This is a genomic window from Anaeromicropila populeti, from assembly GCF_900112775.1.
GTDB classification, from domain to species: domain Bacteria; phylum Bacillota; class Clostridia; order Lachnospirales; family Lachnospiraceae; genus Anaeromicropila_A; species Anaeromicropila_A populeti.
On sequence record NZ_FOYZ01000007.1, the window covers coordinates 1 to 21,225 of the forward strand.

Genomic DNA, 21,225 nt, shown 5'->3' on the forward strand with positions numbered 1-21,225 from the left:
CAACAAAGTATGAATAGTGCTGGTGGAAGATGTCATGATAATGCACGCTGTGAAAGTATGTGGGCAAGACTTAAGGAAGAACTTTTATATGGTCGCTATGATACATCTAAAATGACTATAATAGAAGTAAAAACACTAATCTGGAGATATTTTATCAGCTATTGGAATAATAGGAGAATCTGCTCTACTAATGGTGGATTACCTCCAATGATTAAGAGGCAACAATACTATGCCTCCTTACAGGATGCGGCATAGGTCGAACATCCTTGTGAAAAAAGTGTAAAGAGATATTGACAATATCACATTGTTGGTTGAACCGTAACATGAGATGTATTGAAACATTCAGATATTTCCTTAAAGAATTCTTTTTCTGTTAGTTGAACCGTAACATGAGATGTATTGAAACGTAATAGCCTTTTGTTCTTCCGCAAATTGTGTAACGTTGAACCACAACATAGTATGTATTGAAATTTGTCAACAGCTGGGATATCTTCTCCACGTTTGATATAAGAAAAGCATAATAGAATATATATTGAAACATCATACTAGTAACTCCACTTGGTATCGTCATACTTGTTGAGTAGCAGGCACTAGTTATTAAAAACTTAAATAATGTTTTATAGAATAATAAAAGATAAAAATGTAGCAGAATTATAAAATCAAACAATGCCAACAAATTTTCACATCTGTTGGCATCTCACCATTCACTCCGTCTTCTGACTCCGAAACCACTCCATCATTTCTCCAGTCAAGCTGATGTTGGAATGAATTTCCGGCATTTCATCCCTCCCAAACCATTCCGCACTTGCAAGCTCCTCCTTATCTAATGTAATTTCACTTGAGCCATCCAGTTCCGCAAAAAAACCTACCAGAAGAGAATCCGAAAAAGACCAAGGCTGATTTTTATAATACCTTATATTTTTTACCTTCAGTCCAACCTCCTCCATAACCTCTCTTTGAACCGTTTCCTCCAGTGTCTCCCCCACCTCAGTAAAACCAGCCAGCAATGCATAATTCTTATAATTTCCTCTGGAATATTTAGATAATAAGATTTTATCCTTGTCCGTCACTCCCACAATAACTGCTGGTGAAATTTTAGGGAAATCGATTCGACCACAATTTTCACAGAGAAGTGCCCGCTCCTTCTGACTTTTCACCATTGGTTTCCCACATCTCCCGCAAAACTGATGCCCTTCATACCATCGGAACAGCTGACTGCCTGTTATTCCAGCAAACCCTTTCCACATTGGCTCAAAGGTTCTGAAGCAATTTAATTCCTGCATTTCAAACGAAACTGCATCTTCCATTTTCAACTGGCTGACAAGGAAAAATGCCTCCTCATCTATAGAAAACAAATACGTGCTGTTTTCGTAAATGTCCCCATCATAAAGCTCCACTTCTTGAAAGCGAGGAAGATCCATTTGTTCTCCGTTACGTTTCAAAAGCACTGTATTTTCCTTATAAAATAAAAGATAGTCCTTTTTATCAGGCTTCCTTATAGCAAAATTATTATTAAATTTATGTAATCCAATTTCTTGTATCATTTTCCTACCATGTAATAATCAAAATAGTTATTACTTTCCTCCTGAATTCTATTATTTTTCTATTATAACACAATAACTTTCCCGATATCAAATTTATACTGCGCATATTTTTCCATTCACCTGGATACACTATGCCTTGTACTTTTTATTACATGTAAAAGTTTGGTTGACAGGAGGGGTACAATGAAAAAAGTAATACAATCCAAGACCATAAAGGAATTATTTTCCAAAAGCACAGATATTTTAGTACGCCCTATTGAACTAGATAATCCACAGCATCTTACTGTGCATCTTTTCTGTGTAGATGGATTAGTGAATAGCCAGCTGCTTGATTTGGCAATTATGAAACCAATCGGTACGGAGGAAGGTTCCAGACAGTGTAAGACACAAGCTGAATTAGCCAACTACTTACTCAATCATGGCGGAGCCTATCATGCTTTCGGAAGTGAAATTACAGACTTTGATAAACTCATCACCGTCGTTATGAGTGGAATGGCTGCCGTCATATTTGACCAGCTGGAAAAGGCAATTGTTTTTGACGTAAGAACCTTCGATAAACGCTCCATTCAAGAACCATCTGAAGAAGGGGTTATGAAAGGTGCCAAGGATTCTTTTATTGAGGTACTGCGTACCAACACTGCCCTAATTCGCAGGAGGGTGCGCTCTCCCTATCTTGTCATTGAACAAATGTGGGTAGGCAGAATGTCAAGGACAGATGTAGCCCTTGTTTACATCAGTAACCTGTGTGACATGAATCTGGTGGAACAGTTAAGAAAAAAACTGCAAGCAATAGACATTGATAATATCGCAGCAGCTTCCTTTATTGAAGAGTATTTGATTGAAAACAAAGGTTCCCTGCTGCCACAGGTTATGTATACCCAGAGACCTGACCGTTGTGCGTCTAACCTTACAGACGGACGGATTTCTATTATTATTGACGGAATTCCTTTTGTATATGTACTTCCCTGCCAGCTGCCCATGCTGCTGCAATCACCAGAGGACTATTCCGAAAATTATATTGCCAGTTCTTCCTTTCGTATCCTGCGTTACGCGACAATGATTTTGTCCTTATTGCTGCCAGCCTTTTATATCGCTATTACAACGTTTCACAACCAGCTTCTTCCCGTTCAGATGATTCTGTCCATTCAGGAAGCCAAAGCAAAGGTACCCTTTTCGTCCTGGGTGGAAGTGCTGGGACTCCTCTTCTCCTTTGAAATTCTTATTGAAGCAGGTCTCCGTCTTCCCAAGCCAGTAGGTCAGGCAATGTCAATTGTTGGAGGTTTGGTGGTAGGACAGGCTGCTGTAACTGCCAATATTATCTCTCCTGTGGTCGTGATTGTTGTGGCACTCACAGGTATTGCTGGATTTACTGTTCCCAATCAGGATTTGTCCATTGCTTTGCGAATCTCTAGGTTTGCACTTGGAATTCTTGCTTCCTTTGCAGGATTTTTTGGTCTTATGGCTGGAATTATCTATATTGTCACTCACCTGTGCAGTCTAGATAACTTTGGAATAGCCTACTTATCTCCCTTTGTGGACTGTAAAAACATGAGTCTACAAGATACTATATTCCGTTATCCTGTAGAAAATTTTAAATATCGGCCTGATGGACTTGCTAAAAATAATCATAGAAAACAGAAGTAGGAGTGACTGCCATGAATACGGCTCGTAATAAAAAATCATTTCAAAAATTTACCATTTTATTTATACTTGTTGTCTGCTATGGCTGCTATTTTCAAATGGAGCATAACGAACTAAGTGATGTGGATATCATCCGGGTCTTGGGAATTGACAAGAGTGCTGATGGCTATAAAATTACAGCTCTTTATCACGATAACAACGCTGGTAACAGCGATGCAGGCATGAAAGCAATGGAAGGAGAAGGGGATAGTGTTTATCAGGCATATGAAAATATGAAGCGGAAAAATAACCGGAGTCTTACCATCGGCCACACCTCCTTTTATTTGTTCAGTGACTCGGTATGCTCAGATGGGTTGCTGAATTGTATGGATTTCATTTCCAGAGATCAGACTGTAAAAACCAATGCGTCTGTCTTTATTTTAGAAAACGAAAACATTAATACTTTTTTGAAAAAAACCATTGATGATAAATTATTTATACATGAGTCCCTTGCTTCTATTTCCAGCAAGCAGAAGGCGGTACTCACTAAAATAGATAATACGCTGCTGGATGTACTGGACGGGATTACCGACGACAGCAAAAACCTCTTACTTCCGTATCTGGTAGCAGACAATAGTTCCTTATATCCCAACGGCTATGCCGTCTTTAAAGGCGATCAGCTTTATGATTACTTGGATTACGACACCTCACTTGCCTTAGATTTATTTCGGAAACGTCTGCGTTCTTTTCCTGTTTTTTTGGAAAATAATGTTGATTTAGAAATTACAAATTATAAGGTAAACGAAACTGCCAGCCTGGATAAGCAGAACCTTATACTTCATATCCAAATGTCATTTCAATCTGACATAAGAGAAGTCGGAAACAACACACAAATTTTTAATGAAAAATCCTTAGACGCTTTACAAACCTTACAAAACAAATATATTCAATCCAAACTGGATGAAATCATTTCAGTGATGAAAAAAGAGAAAGTAGATTTACTTGGAATTCAGAACCTGTTAGCTGCACAAGCTGATTTGGATTGGAACAATATTCAGAAAAACTGGGACTCTTATCTGGCAGCTATCACATACCAGTATAACATCCAATCCAAAGTTGCAAAAAATTATATTATTTCAAAATAGGTTTCAATGCGTCTGCCAAAGGGACGCCTGCTGGACAGACTGGAGGTCAATCTTTATGAATACAAAAATATCCATTCGACAAATACTATTTTTATATATTTTTATATCAATTACACCTATTTTTACCTATATTCCTAATACGGTATCGTATTACGGAGAAAATACGGGCTACCTTGGAGTATTGTATGGAGGCATTGTACTGCTATTCTTTGCGGCATTGATTTTGCAAATTATAAATAAATATCCAGACTACGACCTGTACGATATGTTAAGGAGACTGTTCGGTATTACAGCTGCAAAATGCATTCTATTCTTATATGGAATTTGGGCATTTCTTTTTATAACTTTCAAAGTAAATACCTATACAAACCTGTTACAGACTACCTTAATGCCGACTATTTCTAATGGCATTTTAATTGTATTTCTATTTTTGCTGGTCATAAACGCCATATCGAAAGGTAAAAAAACAATTTTTCGTTTTGCAGAATTTTTATATGGTCCTATTCTCCTTTTTTTATTACTGGTATTTATTATTGCAACCCCAACACTAAAAATACAGCAGCTGATTCCCATAACCGTACCTGATTTGAGCCGGAACCTAAAAAGCATTCCTATCCTCTGTTCCATCGGGGGCAATATCGTTTTATTATTATTTTTTTCAAGCCATTTAACAGCTGAAAGTACATTTTCTCTCGTAAAGAAGAGAACCTATTTCTCAGTTGCAATATTCACACTGCTCGCTTTCCTCGCGACAATAGCGGCAATTGGAATTAACGGCTCCTACTTAACAGGACGCACTAGCTTTCCTATTTTCCAGACAGCAAAAGGACTTTCTGTATTAAATGCTTTTGAACGGTTTGACTCTTTTATTACTCTTGTGTGCATTCTTTCTGATTTTGTTACCATCAGCATTTTTCTATTAATACTGATGCAATGCTTTTCGTGGGTTTTCAACATAACAGCCAGCCCATTTGTAGGTGCTGCTTTTCTTGTTCTTTCCTGCGTTTATGTAATGATACAGGATGCTACCCAGTTTCAGCTTGAACTATTCCATAACGACTGGATGATTGGAATCAATTTGGTTTTTCAATTTGTCTTGCCCTCTTTACTCGGCATACTATGTATTTTCAAGAAAAAAGACAAACACAATTAGAAGTAGTGCAGTACACTGGCATTTCATTATCCTAAATGACAGTGTACCACAGCTTTTGTTTCCTAAATCAGCAATAATTTCTCTGCCAGCTTGAAATATGGATTTTCATCCTCTTTCCAGGAAAGCAGATACTCCATCTTTTCCTCACTGTCCAACAGCACAGCCTCCTTCATATAAGGAATACTAATCGGAAAATGATCTGCGTTCTCATCGCTGATATCAGGCAGATTCTTATTATCATAATATCCGTTTTGAATTAAATACTCATATGCACATTCTACATAATATTCTTTTTCTATCTCTCCCTCTCTGTCTGCGGCAGGCATAGTGGAATTTACAAGCATGAAAGAAACCTTTTCTTCTATCAGCCGGCTTAACACAAATTGCATTCCAAACATATTTTGCTGATTCCCATAAAACACAAGAACGGCATTATCTGAATACTGGGTCAGTGCTGTCCCTCCAATGTCATGAATTCCTGACCTAGAATCCAGAAAAATATAGTCCGGAGAATATTTTTGGTCGATAATTTCCAATAATTTGCGTATTCCATTATCCTCCGTTTCATACTGGGGCGTACCCAAGTCAATTCTGGATATTTTTTCAAAATAAGAAAATGGATTTTTCTCTGCTCCGTTTACTGCCTGCAATACAAGCAATTCACCACCCTTTGTTCCTGCCAATCTGTCATTTTGGACAGAATACAAATATTCTTCCATATTAATCTGCTCCTGTCCTCTGCCAGCATTATGAACCTCAATCAGAAAATCTGCGGTTCCATACAAGGGATACTTATTATTCTTTGGCTTTAGAATAGTGGATACTCCTGGTGCCTCCAAATCCAAATCCATCACAACAACCCGCTTTCCCTGCCGCACCATTTGCAGCGCTGTAAGTGCAAGTACTGTTGTTCTGCCCACACCACCCTTATACGAATAAAAAGTAATTACCTTTGCCTGTATTTCGGGTCTTACCATTTTCCTTTTTAACCAATTCTTTTTAACCAATGGCCTTTCACCAAAAAAAATCTGGCTTGTCCCTGGTACCTTTTTCACTGAAGCTGCAATGACTTCATACAGCATATGACTCTTTTCAATGGTAACCACTCCATTCAGCCATTCCTTTCCCAGTTCTTGCAAAATTTTTTGATTCAGCTCTTCCAGTTCGTCCTTTCCTTCCACATAAACTGTAATTCTTCCAAAAACATCTCGAATAATATAAAATATACTTTCTTTGTCTTCTAATGCTTTTATAAAATCAATAATTCTTGGTTTAACCTCATCAAAATGAAGCATCATATCACCCCGTCCACTTTCATATTTTTAATCTGTTGGAAAACAGTATCGACTTCCTGTTTAAAACAATCAGCCATCTCCTTTTTCCCCCATACATACTGATTTTTTTCATATCGGTTAAATGGGCTCCATTTTTTTAAAATGGTATTACACACAAGGCTTAAATCCAGACAGTAGTTGCTATAACCTGTCCCCAATTCACTGATACGCTCTAATTCAGCATTCATAGATTTTAACTTATGGCGATATATTCTGCCTATATCATTTGCGCTGAGATTTTCCCCTTTCTCTAATAGTAATTTTTCATAACATTCTACTACATAGCCTGACAAGTAACAGCAATTAAACCATCTTTTATTTTCATATAAAATGGTAAGATCCTTATACATGCGAAATGCAGTATCTTCATAATAGTCCATAGAAATTCTCCTCTGATTCTCAAAGTACATTCTACTTCTATTTTTTCCAATACTGCATACTTCAAACTACTCTTCTATTTTTTCTAGTAATCCTAAACAAACAAAATTAGAGGTGTTCACCAAAAGGTCTCCTGGTGTAACGTAAAACTCCTTATTATTAATTAAAATATCTAATGCTTTTATATAATCCTTATCTCCTAATACAATCTTCTGGGTTTTTAAGAAAAGAATGCAGAATTTACTAAAAGCAACTGCAAAATCATCGGTGATAACTTCATCATTTACATCATTTATTGAGCCAGATTCAAAACTATGGAACGTTTCTTCCATCAGCTTCATAATTTCTTCTTCAGCAGAAAACTTTTCGTCTATTTCCAAATTAACTTCCATTTCCTGATACTTTTCTGGATTGCTTTCAATTACCTTTTTCACACGACTCAGAAGACTGGTGTCTAATGCTGTCTTAACCAAATCTACCTTATACTCTTCTCCCGTTTCATTATAGCACTCATAAATGAATTGAGAACATGTCATAGGCTGACAATCGGAATCTTTTTGCTCCTTTAAGTATTTTTCCACTTCTATAGATGCAGCTTTAAAGAAAATAATTAACTGCTGCTGCAACTCCTTTGTCAAATTCACTTCGCTCATAAGCATATAAATTGCTATGGTATAGACACTTACATATGTAAAAGGATCTTTTTGATTCAAATACTTTTCTGCTATCTTCACTACCGGTTCCATATCCAGAGTTTCCTTTTTATTCCGAACAACGTAGGCATCTCTTCCTTTTATCTTACCTGCAATAGGAAGTGTTTGCACACAAGGTGGATTCTCCTCAACAATCGTATTATAATCATAATACGACATGACGCCGTGGCTGACAGGTGAATTGGTAACAATAGCAATCAGCTTTGAATCCCATTGATCATAGGGGGATAATAATATAATATCTCCCTTTTTCAGGTCACTGATTTTGACTGTTGCTTTACTGATTTGTTCTAACTGACTCATGCATTTACTCCTTTTCTATGATAAATTATATTTTAAAAAACTCCTTTAATTCTTTTACTTTATGCCTGCTGATAGGCACAATATCTTTAATATCCCGAAAAATCACATCATAGGTATAGTTAATTCGAGGTCTCATTTTACTCATTTTATTTAAATTCACAATATAAGACTTATGTGTGCGGTAAAACCCATATGGATTTAATTTTGATTCGTAAAAATTAAGTGTCTTGTTTCCTTTCAAGACCTTATCCTTTGTATGGATAAAAATATTTCGTTCCAGCATTTCCACATAATAAATATCTTTGTAATTAAGCAGAACAATATCTTCGTCATCATATCCACAAATCATATTGAGCTGAAATTTTATATCCTCGCCTAATTCATTGAGAATACTGTAATCTGTGTTATCTGACACCTTTAATTTAGTAATTGTCTGATCCAGCCGTTCCTTAGTAAACGGTTTTAATATGTAGTCGATTACATTCAGTTCAAAAGCCTTTACAGCAAACTCATTATATCCTGTAATAAAACAAACCTTTGTTTTCGGATATTTTTCAATTACATGTTCTGCAATATAAATTCCATTGATGTTTGGCATTTCAATATCTAAAAATATTACATCACATGGATTATTTAGTAAATAAATCATTGCTTCCACAGAATCTAAAAAACTTTTTTCAATTGTCACATCTTCATATGTATCTAAAAGCTTTGTTAAATACTGCACAGCAATTAATTCATTATCTACAATTACTACTTTCATACTGCACCTCATCCTTATCTCAAAATATGCTACATTCCATTTTGAATGTATGCTGTATTAACCGGTATTTTGAACCATATTTTAGTTCCTTCCTCCAGTTTACTTTCAATCTGCATTTTAGTTTTATAACATTTTTCCAGCCTGTAGTTAATGTTTTTCAACCCTATTCCTGAGCTTGACGACTGATTGTTTAAAATAGCCACACTTGACTTTTCTTCCATTCCTCTTCCATTATCCTGCACGCTGATTATAAACATTTTTCCTTCCATACGCCCTTTAATACTTATGATAAGCTGTTTTCCTGCAAAACCATGCTTTATGGCATTTTCAACAATGGGCTGAAGGAGAAGCTGTGGAATCATAATTTTCATTCCTTCCTCGTCCACATCCACTCTTAGGTCAATGCATCCTTGAAATCTGGAATTCTCAATTTTTACATAGGATTGAATCAGGTCGATTTCTTCGTGAAGAGAATAATAGGTATTTTTTCTATAATCAAACCGATGCTTTACTCGAAGAAATGCACAAAAATCTAGTATAAGACTTTTCGCCTGCTCCACTGATGTTTCCATCATACAATAAATATTATTCATTGTATTAAAAAAGAAGTGGGGCGCAATCTGTGCCTGCAAAAATGCTATCTCCATTTCCTTTGCCTTTTTTGCCTGCTCCAAAGCATCAATATTTTCTCTTGAAAGCACATACATCTGACAAATTAAGAAAAATAATAGTCCCAAAATATAATTTCCTGACCTGGAAAATGCATAAGGCAGCTTATTGATTTTCAGTACATCTAATGCAATTGTAATAAAAATAACAACTACACTGACCATACTAAGACCGGCATATTTTATTTTATGTAATAATGCCTTAATTATTAAAACAAAAATAAAAATAACGTTTATAATTAATAAATATGTATATGCAAGAGCTGTAATTGAAAAAATATTTTCATTTCCAAATATAATAAATAATAGATACACCCAGTTCATGACTTGTACAATTTTATAAAAAGGTTTCTTTATCTCATGTGGATAACTATATATAAAAAAGTTCACTAAAGTCAACATACATCCAGCAAAAGAAATATACTCCACTTTCACTAATACATCATAAGCGATATTTGTCCAAAAAAACTCAATTACATACGAGCCAATAATAGATTCCAGCACAATGGCAATAATACAAAATACACCCAGGAGTAAATATTTACTGTTACTGGTTTTCGGCTTAAATAATAAAAGCAGATAAAGACCAAGGCCTGCAAACATTCCCATAATAAATGCACTTCGGATAATATTCATTGTAGTATCATAGGAAATGGTTTTATAACTTCCTATCAGAATAGGATTAATAATTCCACCCTGGCTACAGTAATAATTAGATACCCAAAACACAACTTCTATTTCCTTAACACTAGTGTAAAATACAACATTCTGTGGTTTCCATATCGCCGATTCTTTTATGCCTTCCCCGCTTAGACGACCATTTTCTTCAATTTCTTCTCCATTAATAAACAGCTTATAGGCACTAGGAATAAACGGAACATGCATCAAATAATTCCCTTCCTTTGGAAGAAGCACCTTCAGCCGATAGGTTCCAAAACCGTCTTCATTCATGTTTAGCTTTCTATTCTGCCTGCTGTTCCAGTGATAGGGAACTGTAATATAGGCGGAAGGCTGAAAATCGCTCAAACGATATTCGTCAGAATAAAATTCCCATTCCCCATTCAAAGAAATAATATCTTCCGTAAAATTTTCTTTGGTTAAATCAACATAGCCATCCGTCGCCATTATGACTTTCCTGTATTTTCCAAACAGAAAAAAAACTGCACACAGTAACAACCCAAATACTACTACTAACACTAGTTTTGCATAAGTATCTTTTTTCAAATTTGATCATCCTTATTTTTTACTTAATCGTTAGTTACTTAAACATTATCATACAGTTATATTTGATTTTTGTCAATAAATACATTTTGTATATTTTTGCACAAAGAAAAAAGCCTTATGTACTACAATTCGTAGCGCATAAGGCTTTTTGCTGTTTATACAAATATAAAATTTTAGCTTATTACATTAATAAATGGAGAAATTGTCATGATTTGATTATTCATTGAAATTTCAATGGTATACTGGAATTCTCCTGTATCTCCTTGGGTTTGCACAACCCCTGCCCAGTAAGTGTCCTCATCAAGACCTGTTTTTCTTGGAGTACATATATTGTTATCTACTATCTGTCCACTAAAGCCTACAATCTGTGCCTCTTGATACGGATCAACCGTTGATATTCTCCACTCAAGAAACTGGTTATTACTGCATGCTGTAACTAATTCGCTCTGCCCTTCCCCAAAAGATCCCACACGTTTATTGTTATCTACTAAATATGCGTTACCTGACAAATCACCAGATGTCAAAGCACCTACTGAATCTAGAACAATTAAAATAAAAATATGTTTTTTCATGCAATACCTCTTATAACTCTATTTTATTATTTCACTTCAATATAAGGGTCAAAGGTCATTGTCCTTCCGCCATTAAATTGAATATTCATTGTGTACTGATAACGTCCTTTATTACCTTGTGTCTGTACTGTTGCTACCCAATACTTATCCCCTTCCAGACCTGTTTCTTGTGGAACACAAACTTTCTTATCTACCATTGTTCCATGAAAACCTGTAATATCAACGCTGCTGTTTGGATCAATTGCTACTACTCTCCATTCAATCTGCTGCGTGTTATGACATACTGTATGTAAATTGCAGCTGCCTTCATTCCATGAACCCATATATTTGGTTGAATCTACCAAATATACATTGTTGTCTAAATTTCCTGATGACAAAGCACCTTGTGCATCTACTATTACTAAAACCTGAATATGTGGAAAACCATTTCTTAATTCCATTGTATTATCCATTTTACTGTACCTCCTAATTTTAAATAAATATACTTGCTTTCTTGTTACAATAAGAATTATATCCCACGATTCATAAATATGGTATGATTTTGTTTATATTGCAAATATTTTGTTTGAACTGTAAAATAAATATTCTAAAAACAAATTAATTTTTCATCAATTTGTTTTTTCTCTGCAAATAAATTATATATAATTATCGTGGAATTTCGATCCATTGTTGTATATCATGCAAATAATTTGTCTAAATGGAATCATAGCAAATGGGAAGATATTTCTTATCAAAAAAATGCTGTATGTAATTTACTCTTTACATACAGCATTTTCCCTATTTAATTTTTTACAAATGCAGTACTCTGGACTTTATCTCCTTCGTTTTCCCCACATTCCAAAAATTTTCCCCAAGATATCCACAGGTTCTTCTGGTTACATTCATTTTTGCCTGATCCTTATTGTGACATTGTGGACATTCCCACTCTAGCTCATCATTAATTATAATTTCACCATCATAGCCGCATTCATGGCAATAGTCCGACTTTGTATTGAATTCCGCATACTGAATATTGTCGTAAATAAACCGTACCATATCCTCAAGGGCTTCTATATTATGCCTCATGTTTGGTATCTCCACATAGGAAATCGCTCCGCCTGTTGAAATATCCTGGAACTGGCTTTCAAACTGGAATTTACTAAATGCGTCCATTTTTTCTCTTACGTCTACATGATACGAGTTTGTATAATAGCCTTTATCCGTAACATCTTCAATATCTCCAAATTTCTTTTGGTCAATCCGGGCGAAACGGTAACACAAGGATTCTGCTGGTGTACCATATAGGCCAAAGCCTAAACCAGTTTCTTCCTTCCAGGTATCCGTAGCCTTTTTCAAACGATTCATCAGCTTTTTGGCAAATGCTAATCCCTCTGGCTGTGTATGACTTTCTCCTGTCATAATTCTTGTCACCTCATAAAGTCCTATATACCCTAATGAGATAGTGGAATACCCATCATGAAGCAGCTTATCAACCTTCTCACCCTTAGGAAGTCTTGCAATTGCTCCATACTGCCAGTGAATCGGACTCACATCTGAAAGTGTTCCCTCTAAGGAGCGATGCCTGCACATTAGTGCTTCAAAACAAAGGGCAAGTCTTTCCTCCAGCAGCTGCCAGAATACCTCTTCATCTCTGTCTGCAATAATACCGATTTGAGGCAGGTTAAGACTCACTACTCCCTGGTTAAACCGTCCTTCAAATTTATAGTCCCCATTCTCATCCTTCCAAGTAGATAAAAAGCTGCGGCAGCCCATACAGCTGAATACATTTCCTTCATAAGTCTCACGCATTTTTTTAGCTGAAATATAGTCAGGATATAACCGCTTTGCAGAACATTTCACCGCCAGCTTTGTAATATAATCATATGTTCCACCTTTTAAACAATTATGTTCATCCAATACATAAATCAACTTAGGGAAAGCAGGCGTTACAAATACACCCTTCTCATTTTTAATACCTTCCAGCCGCTGCCTTAAAATTTCTTCCACTATCATTGCATTTTCATCAATATATTCATCTGTTGGATCTAAATTTAAGAACAAAGTAACAAATGGTGACTGGCCATTTGTAGTCATTAATGTATTAATCTGATATTGTATTGTCTGAACACCAGATTTTAATTCATCTCTCAGCCGATCTTGAATAAACTGTTCCATTAGTTCATCCTCTATTTTCCCTGCATACTTTGTCTTGTAATGATTTCTATACTTATCACGGCTTCTTCTTAAATATTTTCCCAGATGTCTTACATCTACCGACTGACCTCCATACTGGCTGCTGGCAACAGCAGAAATAATCTGTGTCATTACAGTACATGCAACCTGAAAGCTTTTCGGACTTTCTATCAGCTTTCCATTCATTACCGTACCGTTATCCAGCATGTCCTTTATATTAATCAGACAACAGTTAAAAATAGGCTGCAAAAAGTAATCTGCATCGTGAAAATGCAAAATGCCTTCTTCATGTGCCTTTGAAATCTTTTCTGGCAATAATATTCTTCTGGTTAAGTCCTTGGATACTTCTCCTGCAATTAAATCTCTTTGTGTGGAGGCAATAACAGCATTTTTATTAGAGTTTTCTTCCATTACATCTTTATTGCTGTTTTTAATCAGACTTAAAATGGAATCATCTGTTGTATTCGCCTTACGCACCAGTTCTCTTGTATACCGGTAAATAATATAGGTTTTTGCAAGAACAAATTTACCCTCTGCCATAATTTTTTGTTCTATCATATCTTGAATGTCCTCAACCTGCAACGTTTCCCGCCCTACATTCTCAATACTTGCAACAATCCCTTCTATCTTATCTTCCGCAATCTTTTCGTATTCTTCTACCTCAAGATTTGCCTTACGAATTGCTTTTAATATTTTATTTCTGTCATATGAGACAACTCTGCCATCTCTCTTAATTACATTCATGTTGTATAAGCCTTCCTTCACTTTTGTTATGTGTAATAAGCAAAGCTGAATGAAACAACCTATGGTTTTCTCAAACAGCTTTCTATAGTATAACATATTTAGTTTTCTTTGTCTAGCAGTCCGTCACCAAAAACAACAATATATTGTGTTTACTATTTTTTACTTACTACATCTTGTGTTCTTCGCTAGTTACCCTAAAATCGAAAATCTCTTTTTCCGCTTTTTATCAGTTCAAGTCTTTCTTTTGCAATTTCATAAACCTTTGGATTTGTAATTCTTTCTATTTCCTTTTCAATGACAACATTCCCCTTATTTCTAGTATCCTCTGAGGCATAATCCACCATATACTCTTCTAATGTCATTAACGCATTTGGCTGACAGCAATTTGCTATCTGACCCGATTTTACCAGGGTCATAAAACGGTCTCCTGTTCTTCCTTCTCTGTAGCATGCCGTACAAAAGCTTGGAATGTAGCCCAGTTCTAACAGCCAGTTTATAATTTCATCCAGTGTCCTGGTATCACTGGTATCAAATTGTTTTGAATTATCCTCTTCAGTTTCTTCCTCTGCATAACCTCCCACGCTGGTGCGGGAGCCGCCGCTGATTTGTGAAACTCCCACTCTCAATACTCTCTCCCTTGACTGCTGCGTTTCTCTTGTTGACACAATAATACCTGTATACGGAACAGCAATCCTCAATACTGCCACGATTTTTTCAAACATTTCGTCACTAATCCCATCAGAAAAATCATCTGGATTAATATCATCTGCTGGCCGTATTCTTGGCACACTAATGGTATGTGGACCAACCCCCATGGCTGCTTCTAAATGCTCTGCGTGCATTAATAGTCCGACAAAATCATACCGGTACATATTTAAGCCAAACAAAACGCCAACTCCCACGTCATCTATCCCTGCTTCCATTGCCCGATCCATTGCCTCTGTGTGATATGCATAATTGTGCTTTGGGCCTGTCGGATGAAGCTTTTCGTAATTCTCCTTATGATAAGTTTCCTGAAATAAAATATAGGTACCAATCCCTGCATCCTTTAATTTCTTATAATTTTCTACTGTTGTAGCAGCAATATTTACATTAACACGGCGAATAGCACCGTTTTTATGTTTGATATCATAAATCGTCTTAATACTTTCCAGCACATACTCAATTGGGCTATTGACTGGGTCTTCTCCTGTCTCCAGTGCAAGCCTCTTATGTCCCATATCCTGTAAGGCAATTACCTCCTGCCTGATTTCCTCCTGAGTCAGTTTTTTACGTTTAATCGTAGTATTCTTTTGGTGATACGGACAATACACACAGCCATTTACACAATAATTTGATAAATAAAGAGGGGCAAACATAACAATACGATTCCCGTAAAACTTTTGTTTGATCTCCATTGCCAGCTCTACTATTTTTTTATTCTGCTCTTCTAAATCACATTCCAGTAAAACCAATGCCTCTCTGTGGCTTAGTCCTTTACATTCCTTCGCCTTTTCTAAAATATTCTCTATCAGCTCTTGATTGCTTTTATTTTCTTTGGCATACGCAATAGTATCCAGAATTTCCTGATTATCAATAAATTCCTCTGCTGCCTTAGACATTACATTATACATAACGATTCTTCCTTTCCTAATTCAAAGTTTATTTTGTCTTTGCCTGGACTGACTTCACTGAAATTCCTTTTACCATACCTAATTTTCCAGAAAGGCTGCTAATCACTGTTTCAGGAGCATCTACCACAACTGAAATAATGTTTACGTTTTTAGGACGGTAGGGAAGTCCCATACGTCCTACCACATATTCACGAAACTGATGTAAAAGCTCATTTACTTTTTCAACTGCTTCACTTTCTTCTACAATAATTCCAATTAATGCGATTTTAGTCTCCATGATGATTCTCCTCTCATAAATTCCTATTGCGGAGCAATTTCCTTTTACATAAAAAAATGCTGCGTTTCTTCTGAATACGCAGCAAAAATTCTTATGCAACTACTACATAAGTCATATTTACCTTGTTCTTTCACTCAGGCGTACCTTAAGTATTCAGAAAAGATACTTATTCCAGCTCTCATCATACGGGTATCCCCATATCATCAGACATTGTTATTGATTATTCTTTCTCATTATACCTTGTTGGCAGGAGAAATTCAAGTCAAGTTTCATGGATTTATTCCACAGACAACTCCAATATATCCCGAATCTCATCCAGATCCAGCTTCGTATACTCTGCCAGTTCCTCTGCCGTAGGGATTCCACCCATGTCCTCGGTAAGCTGTCTCATTGCTTCATGGATTAAATTCGCCTTTGCAACCACTGCCCTTTCCTGCTCCACTTCATGGTTTCTTTCTTCCAGAGCTTCCAGAACCGCTGACTGAATGGCATCCTTTAGATAGCTTTTTGTAATCTTCTCTTTTTCCTCTGGCAACTGGGACAGCCCACGTAACAATCCAATATTTCCTTCCTGAATCAAATCTTCTATACTTACCCCTTTATTTCGGTGCTTTTTCGCAATAGAAACCACATCATGCAGGGATGCCTCCAGCAGCTTGTCCTTTGCCTCGGTACTCCCTTCTGCATATTTTTCCAACAGCACTAATTTTTCTTCTGCCGATAACGCTTTTACTGCACCAAGTTCTTTCATATACATTTTTAAATACATAGAGTCTTCTTCTGACTCCTCTTGTTCCAGTGAAACAACCCCCTTTACCCGGATCCGGTTTTCAGCCAAATACTGATAAACCGAATCCATCTGTTCCTGAGAAAGCGTAATGTCCCCAAGCAGGGTAGAAATCTCATCCTTTGTAATCTCATTATCATGTTTCTTTGCAGCCTCCATTATATCCTTTAACACTTCTAAAAATTTATTTTGATCTATCATAAAAATTCTCCTGTCGCTTTTTAAATATTCATTTGCAGTCTTCACACTCTGAAAACTATTATACAATATTTTTCATGATACACCAATAGTTTTATATATGACAACAAAGAGAATTAAACCTTTGCTTTTTACATGCATTAGTTTAATTCCCTTTTTCTCTGACCGATTAACTGCTTTTTAAAAAAATCAGTTCATCTAAAACCGATTTGTACACTAAAATAATATGAGCATCAATAAAGCAATATTTGTTTACTACAAATTCACATACTTTATATAGAAATGCTCCTGTCAATGCCACTACACCAACCAGTGTAATCCAGATTAAAAGACCCTGAGATATTAAAAATAATATGGCACAAATATACACAAAAGAAATAAAGAAAAACTGTCTGCTGATACGAAGTGCTAAATGCATGGCATCCAACAGCCGCTCCAGCATATTTTCCAGAGAATTTACATCTCTGTCTTTTAATATACTGTAAATGTCATCATAGATTTCTTTATTACTCAATTTGGTACTATCATATTTTTTTTCTATAATTAACTTTTGATAACAAAAGAAATATTTATTATATTGATTGGCACCTAGTTCCTTTGTGATAAGCTTTTTGAACACACTTGACAAAATATCCACCAGCCTTCCTTGTCATTGCATTCTCACATCTAGTCATTGATATATTATAAGCTGTTCTGCTACTATATTATTCAGCAATCGGAAATTTGTTTGTAAATTACATGAAATTATGAATTAATTTTATTGCAAATATATGAATGCATTATTCACAAAATGTTCATACTATATCCATACATCTCTCATATTTTCAGACTATACTATAACTGTAAACAACAAATACAGTAGCAAGCATCTAAGCTAGTTTACTAGCTAAAAGTAAAATAGATAATTTTTTTCATAAAATAGCCTGGTAGAATTTCTATCAGGCCTCTCCTCTTTTATAAAGCTTTTCATATTCCTTCAAATATCCCTTTTCTTATACATAAAAAAATGTTATAATAAAGTCAAATGATTTAGAATAGACCACTTTTGTGCTAATATTCTTTGAAAAATCTGGAGGTAGACATATGTCACAAACAACTATCATGGATCATCCATTGATTCAACACAAGATAGGTATTATGCGGGTGAAGACCACCTCAACCAAGGAATTTCGAGACCTGGTTGCTGAAGTTGCAATGCTTATTTGTTATGAAGCAACTCGTAAACTGGAACTGAGTGATATCGAGATTGAGACTCCACTCGTGAAAACCACTGTAAAAGAAATAGCAGGTAAAAAACTATGTATTGTCCCAATACTGCGTGCTGGACTTCACATGGCAGACGGAATTCTTAATCTAATTCCTAATGCAAAAGTTGGTCACATTGGAATGTACCGTAATGAAGAAACATTGGAACCAGTAGAATACTTCTGCAAACTTCCTCATGATGCTGCTGAACGTGAGATTTTCGTAGTTGATCCTATGCTTGCAACAGGCGGTTCAGCGATTGCTGCTATCAGCCAGTTAAAGGCAAGAGATATTACGAAGATTCATTTTCTCTGCTTAATTGCTGCACCAGAAGGTGTTAAGGCATTACAGGCAGCTCATCCGGATGTAGATATCTTCATTGGCTCACTGGATGAATGTTTAAACGAAAACGGTTACATTTTACCTGGACTTGGCGATGCCGGAGATAGAATCTACGGAACAAAATAGTTTGTTACAAATACAAAAGAACTTTTGCAAAACAGCATTATGCTATTTGCAAAGGTTCTTTTTATATGCCAGAAAGCATCCGCCTTCCCATTTAATTTGTTTTAAATTTATAAACAGTTACGTAATTGAATTCTTGTCCTGCTGGCAGAATACTGGATGGGAATTCTTTCATATTACATGCATTTGGATAAAATTGTGTTTCAAAGCAGACACCTTCCCTGCTATGATACTGGGCACCCTCTTTACCGTTTTCAACTTCTTCCAGAAAATTTGCAGAATAAAGCTGAAGTCCTGGCAAATCAGTATAGACTTCCATTACTCTTCCGCTCTTCTCATCATAAAGCTCCGCTACAAGTTCCACTCCTTCTCCAGAGGTATCTAACACATAGTTGTGGTCATAACCGCCTCCTTGCTTTAGTGGCTTATAATCACAATTAATATCCTGTCCAATCTTCTTAAACGTTCTGAAATCCATAGGAGTACCTTCTACATTTTCAAATACACCAGTAGGAATCATGGTATCATCTGTAGGTAAAAATTGATTTGAGTAAATCTTCACCTGCTGATCCAATACAGAACCTGAGTTATGTCCTCCTAGATTAAAATAAGAGTGATTGGTCAGATTTACAACCGTCTCCTGGTCTGATACACCTACATACTCAATTACTAACTCATTTTCACTTGTTAACGAATAGGTTACACTTAAATCCAAATTGCCTGGAAAACCCTGCTCCATATCAGGACTTAGTCTTGAAAACTCAATAGAAATCGAACCATCATCTTCAAAGCACTCTACCTCATACATCACCTTATTATATCCAGGTATTCCACCATGTAGATTATTTCCTCTGTCGTTTTGCAGAAGCTGATACAGTTTTCCTCCAAGGGTAACCTTTCCTCCTGCAATCCTGTTTGCATGCCGTCCAATAAAGGATCCTAGTGCTGAACCATTTTCCTCATAACCAGCGACATTCTCAAAGCCAAGAACAACATCCTCTGCTTTCCCATTTCTGTCTGGTACAATCACCTTCGTAATCACTGCGCCGTAATCTAAACAAGTCACAGACATTCCATTATCATTAGACAATGTATAGGAAAATACCTCCTGACCATCCTTTGTGTAACCAAAAAGTTCTTTCTTTGTTAACATAAACTTACACCAACCTTTCTGTTGTATTTACAATAAAATTTTCTTTTCATTAATATCCGTAATAACACCTTCCCTGTACCATTGCTCTCCTGTCATTGATATATTAAATGTCTCATCCTTTATCCAGACATATTGACCATCTGCTTTCTTAATTCGATAACTTAAAATCTTCATCGACTTACTTCCATTTTGAATAAATTCTTTCACTGCACTTTCCATATCATCCCAGTCATCTGGATGAATGATGTCCTTCCACTTAACTTTACCACTATATAGCTCATACATGGTATATCCAAATACGCTGAAATTAGGTGAAACGTATTCAACAGGCCACTTATCCACCAGCTTCCAGCTAAAAATATACAATCCGCTTCTCCAGAAAATTTGATTCAAAATTCCGTTTTCCCTTAATGTTGCATCTAACATTCCCTTGTATTCATTTCGATTTAAAATCAAGGAATACACTCCTAATATGGCTACTCCCTTACCATTTCGATCTATAACCCGCATTCTGTTGGTTTTTACAAAATATTCTGTTCTTCCTATCACCTTCATTGTATGTATCATATTGTATTGTGATATTCCGTCCTCCATAATCTCTCTTTCAATTTCATCTATATACTCACTGGATTCCGGATCCAAAAAGGAATCATTTTTTTTCCCAATGTAATGATTCTGCATGTTAGCATCCAACATAAAATAATGACTAACTGACAAAAAGTTCAAATCCGCATCCTTTAAAAACATCCTGGGAATTTGGACAGATAAATGTTTGACATAAACTTGTTTATACGACTGCTCAAAAAAACAGACAACAATGTGTTGATTATCCAACGGAAAACAATTTATTTCAAAATCAACCTCCCACTTTTCTTCTCCAATACACATCCATTTGTTATAAAATAATTCTTTCCCATAATCCAATATTTCCCGATTAAACCGGATTCTTTCTTGATTTTCCAAAAGCACTGCTACCTCTTTGCTTTTTGCCCCTATGATTGCCTTAGCAGGTTCATTTATAGCGAAAATTTTACCGGATTCATAAAAATAAATCATAGTCGGAAAATCAATGTAATCTACAAACTCTTGAAATAACTTCTTGGCTATTCTCTTCATCTACCAGTACCTCACTTACCTTTTGTGTAAACCCTTTT

The 21,225-nt window shown here is 35.8% G+C and carries 20 protein-coding genes; 5 read left to right on the plus strand and 15 right to left on the minus strand.

Translation table 11 applies throughout. The features are described 5' to 3' along the window. A partial coding sequence (locus BM305_RS09780) for an integrase core domain-containing protein (RefSeq protein ID WP_143099156.1) occupies nucleotides 1-255 on the plus strand: 255 nt, incomplete at its 5' end. Between the two features lie 449 nt (nucleotides 256-704). Here BM305_RS09780 and nudC read toward each other — a convergent pair. Then, on the minus strand, nucleotides 705-1,544 hold the full coding sequence (gene nudC, locus BM305_RS09785) for an NAD(+) diphosphatase (protein WP_092560526.1): 840 nt from the start codon (nucleotides 1,542-1,544) through the stop codon (nucleotides 705-707). A gap of 183 nt (nucleotides 1,545-1,727) precedes the next feature. On the opposite strand from nudC, the gene BM305_RS09790 reads away from it, so the two are divergent. Genes BM305_RS09790 through BM305_RS09800 form a run of 3 tightly spaced genes read left to right on the plus strand, consistent with a single transcriptional unit; the run spans nucleotide 1,728 to nucleotide 5,462 of the window. Beyond that, the gene (locus BM305_RS09790; protein ID WP_092560527.1) at nucleotides 1,728-3,188 is read left to right on the plus strand and encodes a spore germination protein; all 1,461 of its coding nucleotides are present in this window, start codon (nucleotides 1,728-1,730) and stop codon (nucleotides 3,186-3,188) included. An 11-nt stretch (nucleotides 3,189-3,199) separates the two neighbouring features. Next, complete coding sequence (locus BM305_RS09795) at nucleotides 3,200-4,309, plus strand: Ger(x)C family spore germination protein (protein ID WP_092560528.1); 1,110 nt, start codon at nucleotides 3,200-3,202, stop codon at nucleotides 4,307-4,309. A gap of 55 nt (nucleotides 4,310-4,364) precedes the next feature. Beyond that, on the plus strand, nucleotides 4,365-5,462 hold the full coding sequence (locus BM305_RS09800) for a GerAB/ArcD/ProY family transporter (protein WP_092560529.1): 1,098 nt from the start codon (nucleotides 4,365-4,367) through the stop codon (nucleotides 5,460-5,462). A 62-nt stretch (nucleotides 5,463-5,524) separates the two neighbouring features. On the opposite strand, the gene BM305_RS09805 is transcribed toward BM305_RS09800, so the two are convergent. From BM305_RS09805 to BM305_RS09860, 12 genes are all read right to left on the minus strand, one after another. After that, nucleotides 5,525-6,760 carry a tyrosine-protein kinase family protein gene (locus tag BM305_RS09805; RefSeq protein ID WP_092560530.1) on the minus strand — a complete coding sequence of 412 codons (1,236 nt, stop codon included), beginning with the start codon at nucleotides 6,758-6,760 and terminating at the stop codon, nucleotides 5,525-5,527. Next, nucleotides 6,757-7,176, minus strand: coding sequence for a hypothetical protein (locus tag BM305_RS09810; RefSeq protein ID WP_092560531.1), 420 nt, complete (start codon nucleotides 7,174-7,176; stop codon nucleotides 6,757-6,759). The genes BM305_RS09805 and BM305_RS09810 overlap by 4 nt, the downstream gene beginning before the upstream one ends. 66 nt (nucleotides 7,177-7,242) lie before the next feature. Beyond that, nucleotides 7,243-8,190, minus strand: a complete 948-nt coding sequence (locus BM305_RS09815; RefSeq protein ID WP_092560532.1) for a C40 family peptidase — start codon at nucleotides 8,188-8,190, stop codon at nucleotides 7,243-7,245. Between the two features lie 25 nt (nucleotides 8,191-8,215). Continuing rightward, on the minus strand, nucleotides 8,216-8,953 hold the full coding sequence (locus BM305_RS09820; RefSeq protein WP_092560533.1) for a LytR/AlgR family response regulator transcription factor: 738 nt from the start codon (nucleotides 8,951-8,953) through the stop codon (nucleotides 8,216-8,218). A gap of 29 nt (nucleotides 8,954-8,982) precedes the next feature. After that, a complete protein-coding gene (locus BM305_RS09825) occupies nucleotides 8,983-10,845 on the minus strand; it encodes a histidine kinase (protein WP_092560534.1) in 1,863 nt (620 codons plus the stop codon). 173 nt (nucleotides 10,846-11,018) lie between these two features. Beyond that, nucleotides 11,019-11,417, minus strand: a complete 399-nt coding sequence (makC, locus tag BM305_RS09830) for an alpha-pore-forming tripartite toxin MakABE regulator (RefSeq protein WP_092560535.1) — start codon at nucleotides 11,415-11,417, stop codon at nucleotides 11,019-11,021. A gap of 26 nt (nucleotides 11,418-11,443) precedes the next feature. After that, entirely contained in the window at nucleotides 11,444-11,869 is a 426-nt protein-coding gene (makC, locus tag BM305_RS09835) for an alpha-pore-forming tripartite toxin MakABE regulator (protein WP_092560536.1), read from the minus strand. 337 nt (nucleotides 11,870-12,206) lie between these two features. Then, entirely contained in the window at nucleotides 12,207-14,333 is a 2,127-nt protein-coding gene (gene nrdD, locus BM305_RS09840) for an anaerobic ribonucleoside-triphosphate reductase (protein WP_092560537.1), read from the minus strand. A 194-nt stretch (nucleotides 14,334-14,527) separates the two neighbouring features. Beyond that, complete coding sequence (gene hydG / locus BM305_RS09845) at nucleotides 14,528-15,946, minus strand: [FeFe] hydrogenase H-cluster radical SAM maturase HydG (RefSeq protein ID WP_092560538.1); 1,419 nt, start codon at nucleotides 15,944-15,946, stop codon at nucleotides 14,528-14,530. 28 nt (nucleotides 15,947-15,974) lie between these two features. After that, entirely contained in the window at nucleotides 15,975-16,223 is a 249-nt protein-coding gene (locus BM305_RS09850) for a TM1266 family iron-only hydrogenase system putative regulator (protein WP_092560539.1), read from the minus strand. 277 nt (nucleotides 16,224-16,500) lie between these two features. Beyond that, nucleotides 16,501-17,211, minus strand: coding sequence for a sigma factor (locus tag BM305_RS09855; RefSeq protein WP_092560540.1), 711 nt, complete (start codon nucleotides 17,209-17,211; stop codon nucleotides 16,501-16,503). 166 nt (nucleotides 17,212-17,377) lie between these two features. Continuing rightward, nucleotides 17,378-17,836, minus strand: coding sequence for a hypothetical protein (locus BM305_RS09860; RefSeq protein WP_143099157.1), 459 nt, complete (start codon nucleotides 17,834-17,836; stop codon nucleotides 17,378-17,380). 455 nt (nucleotides 17,837-18,291) lie between these two features. Here BM305_RS09860 and upp point away from each other — a divergent pair, with 455 nt between their 5' ends. Next, complete coding sequence (upp, locus tag BM305_RS09865; protein ID WP_092560542.1) at nucleotides 18,292-18,921, plus strand: uracil phosphoribosyltransferase; 630 nt, start codon at nucleotides 18,292-18,294, stop codon at nucleotides 18,919-18,921. 91 nt (nucleotides 18,922-19,012) lie between these two features. Here upp and BM305_RS09870 read toward each other — a convergent pair whose 3' ends face one another. Further along, on the minus strand, nucleotides 19,013-20,071 hold the full coding sequence (locus BM305_RS09870; RefSeq protein ID WP_092560543.1) for an aldose epimerase family protein: 1,059 nt from the start codon (nucleotides 20,069-20,071) through the stop codon (nucleotides 19,013-19,015). A gap of 27 nt (nucleotides 20,072-20,098) precedes the next feature. Beyond that, nucleotides 20,099-21,187 (minus strand): PAS domain-containing protein, encoded by a 1,089-nt coding sequence (locus tag BM305_RS09875; protein ID WP_092560544.1) that lies wholly within the window; start codon nucleotides 21,185-21,187, stop codon nucleotides 20,099-20,101. Nucleotides 21,188-21,225 lie beyond the last annotated feature (38 nt).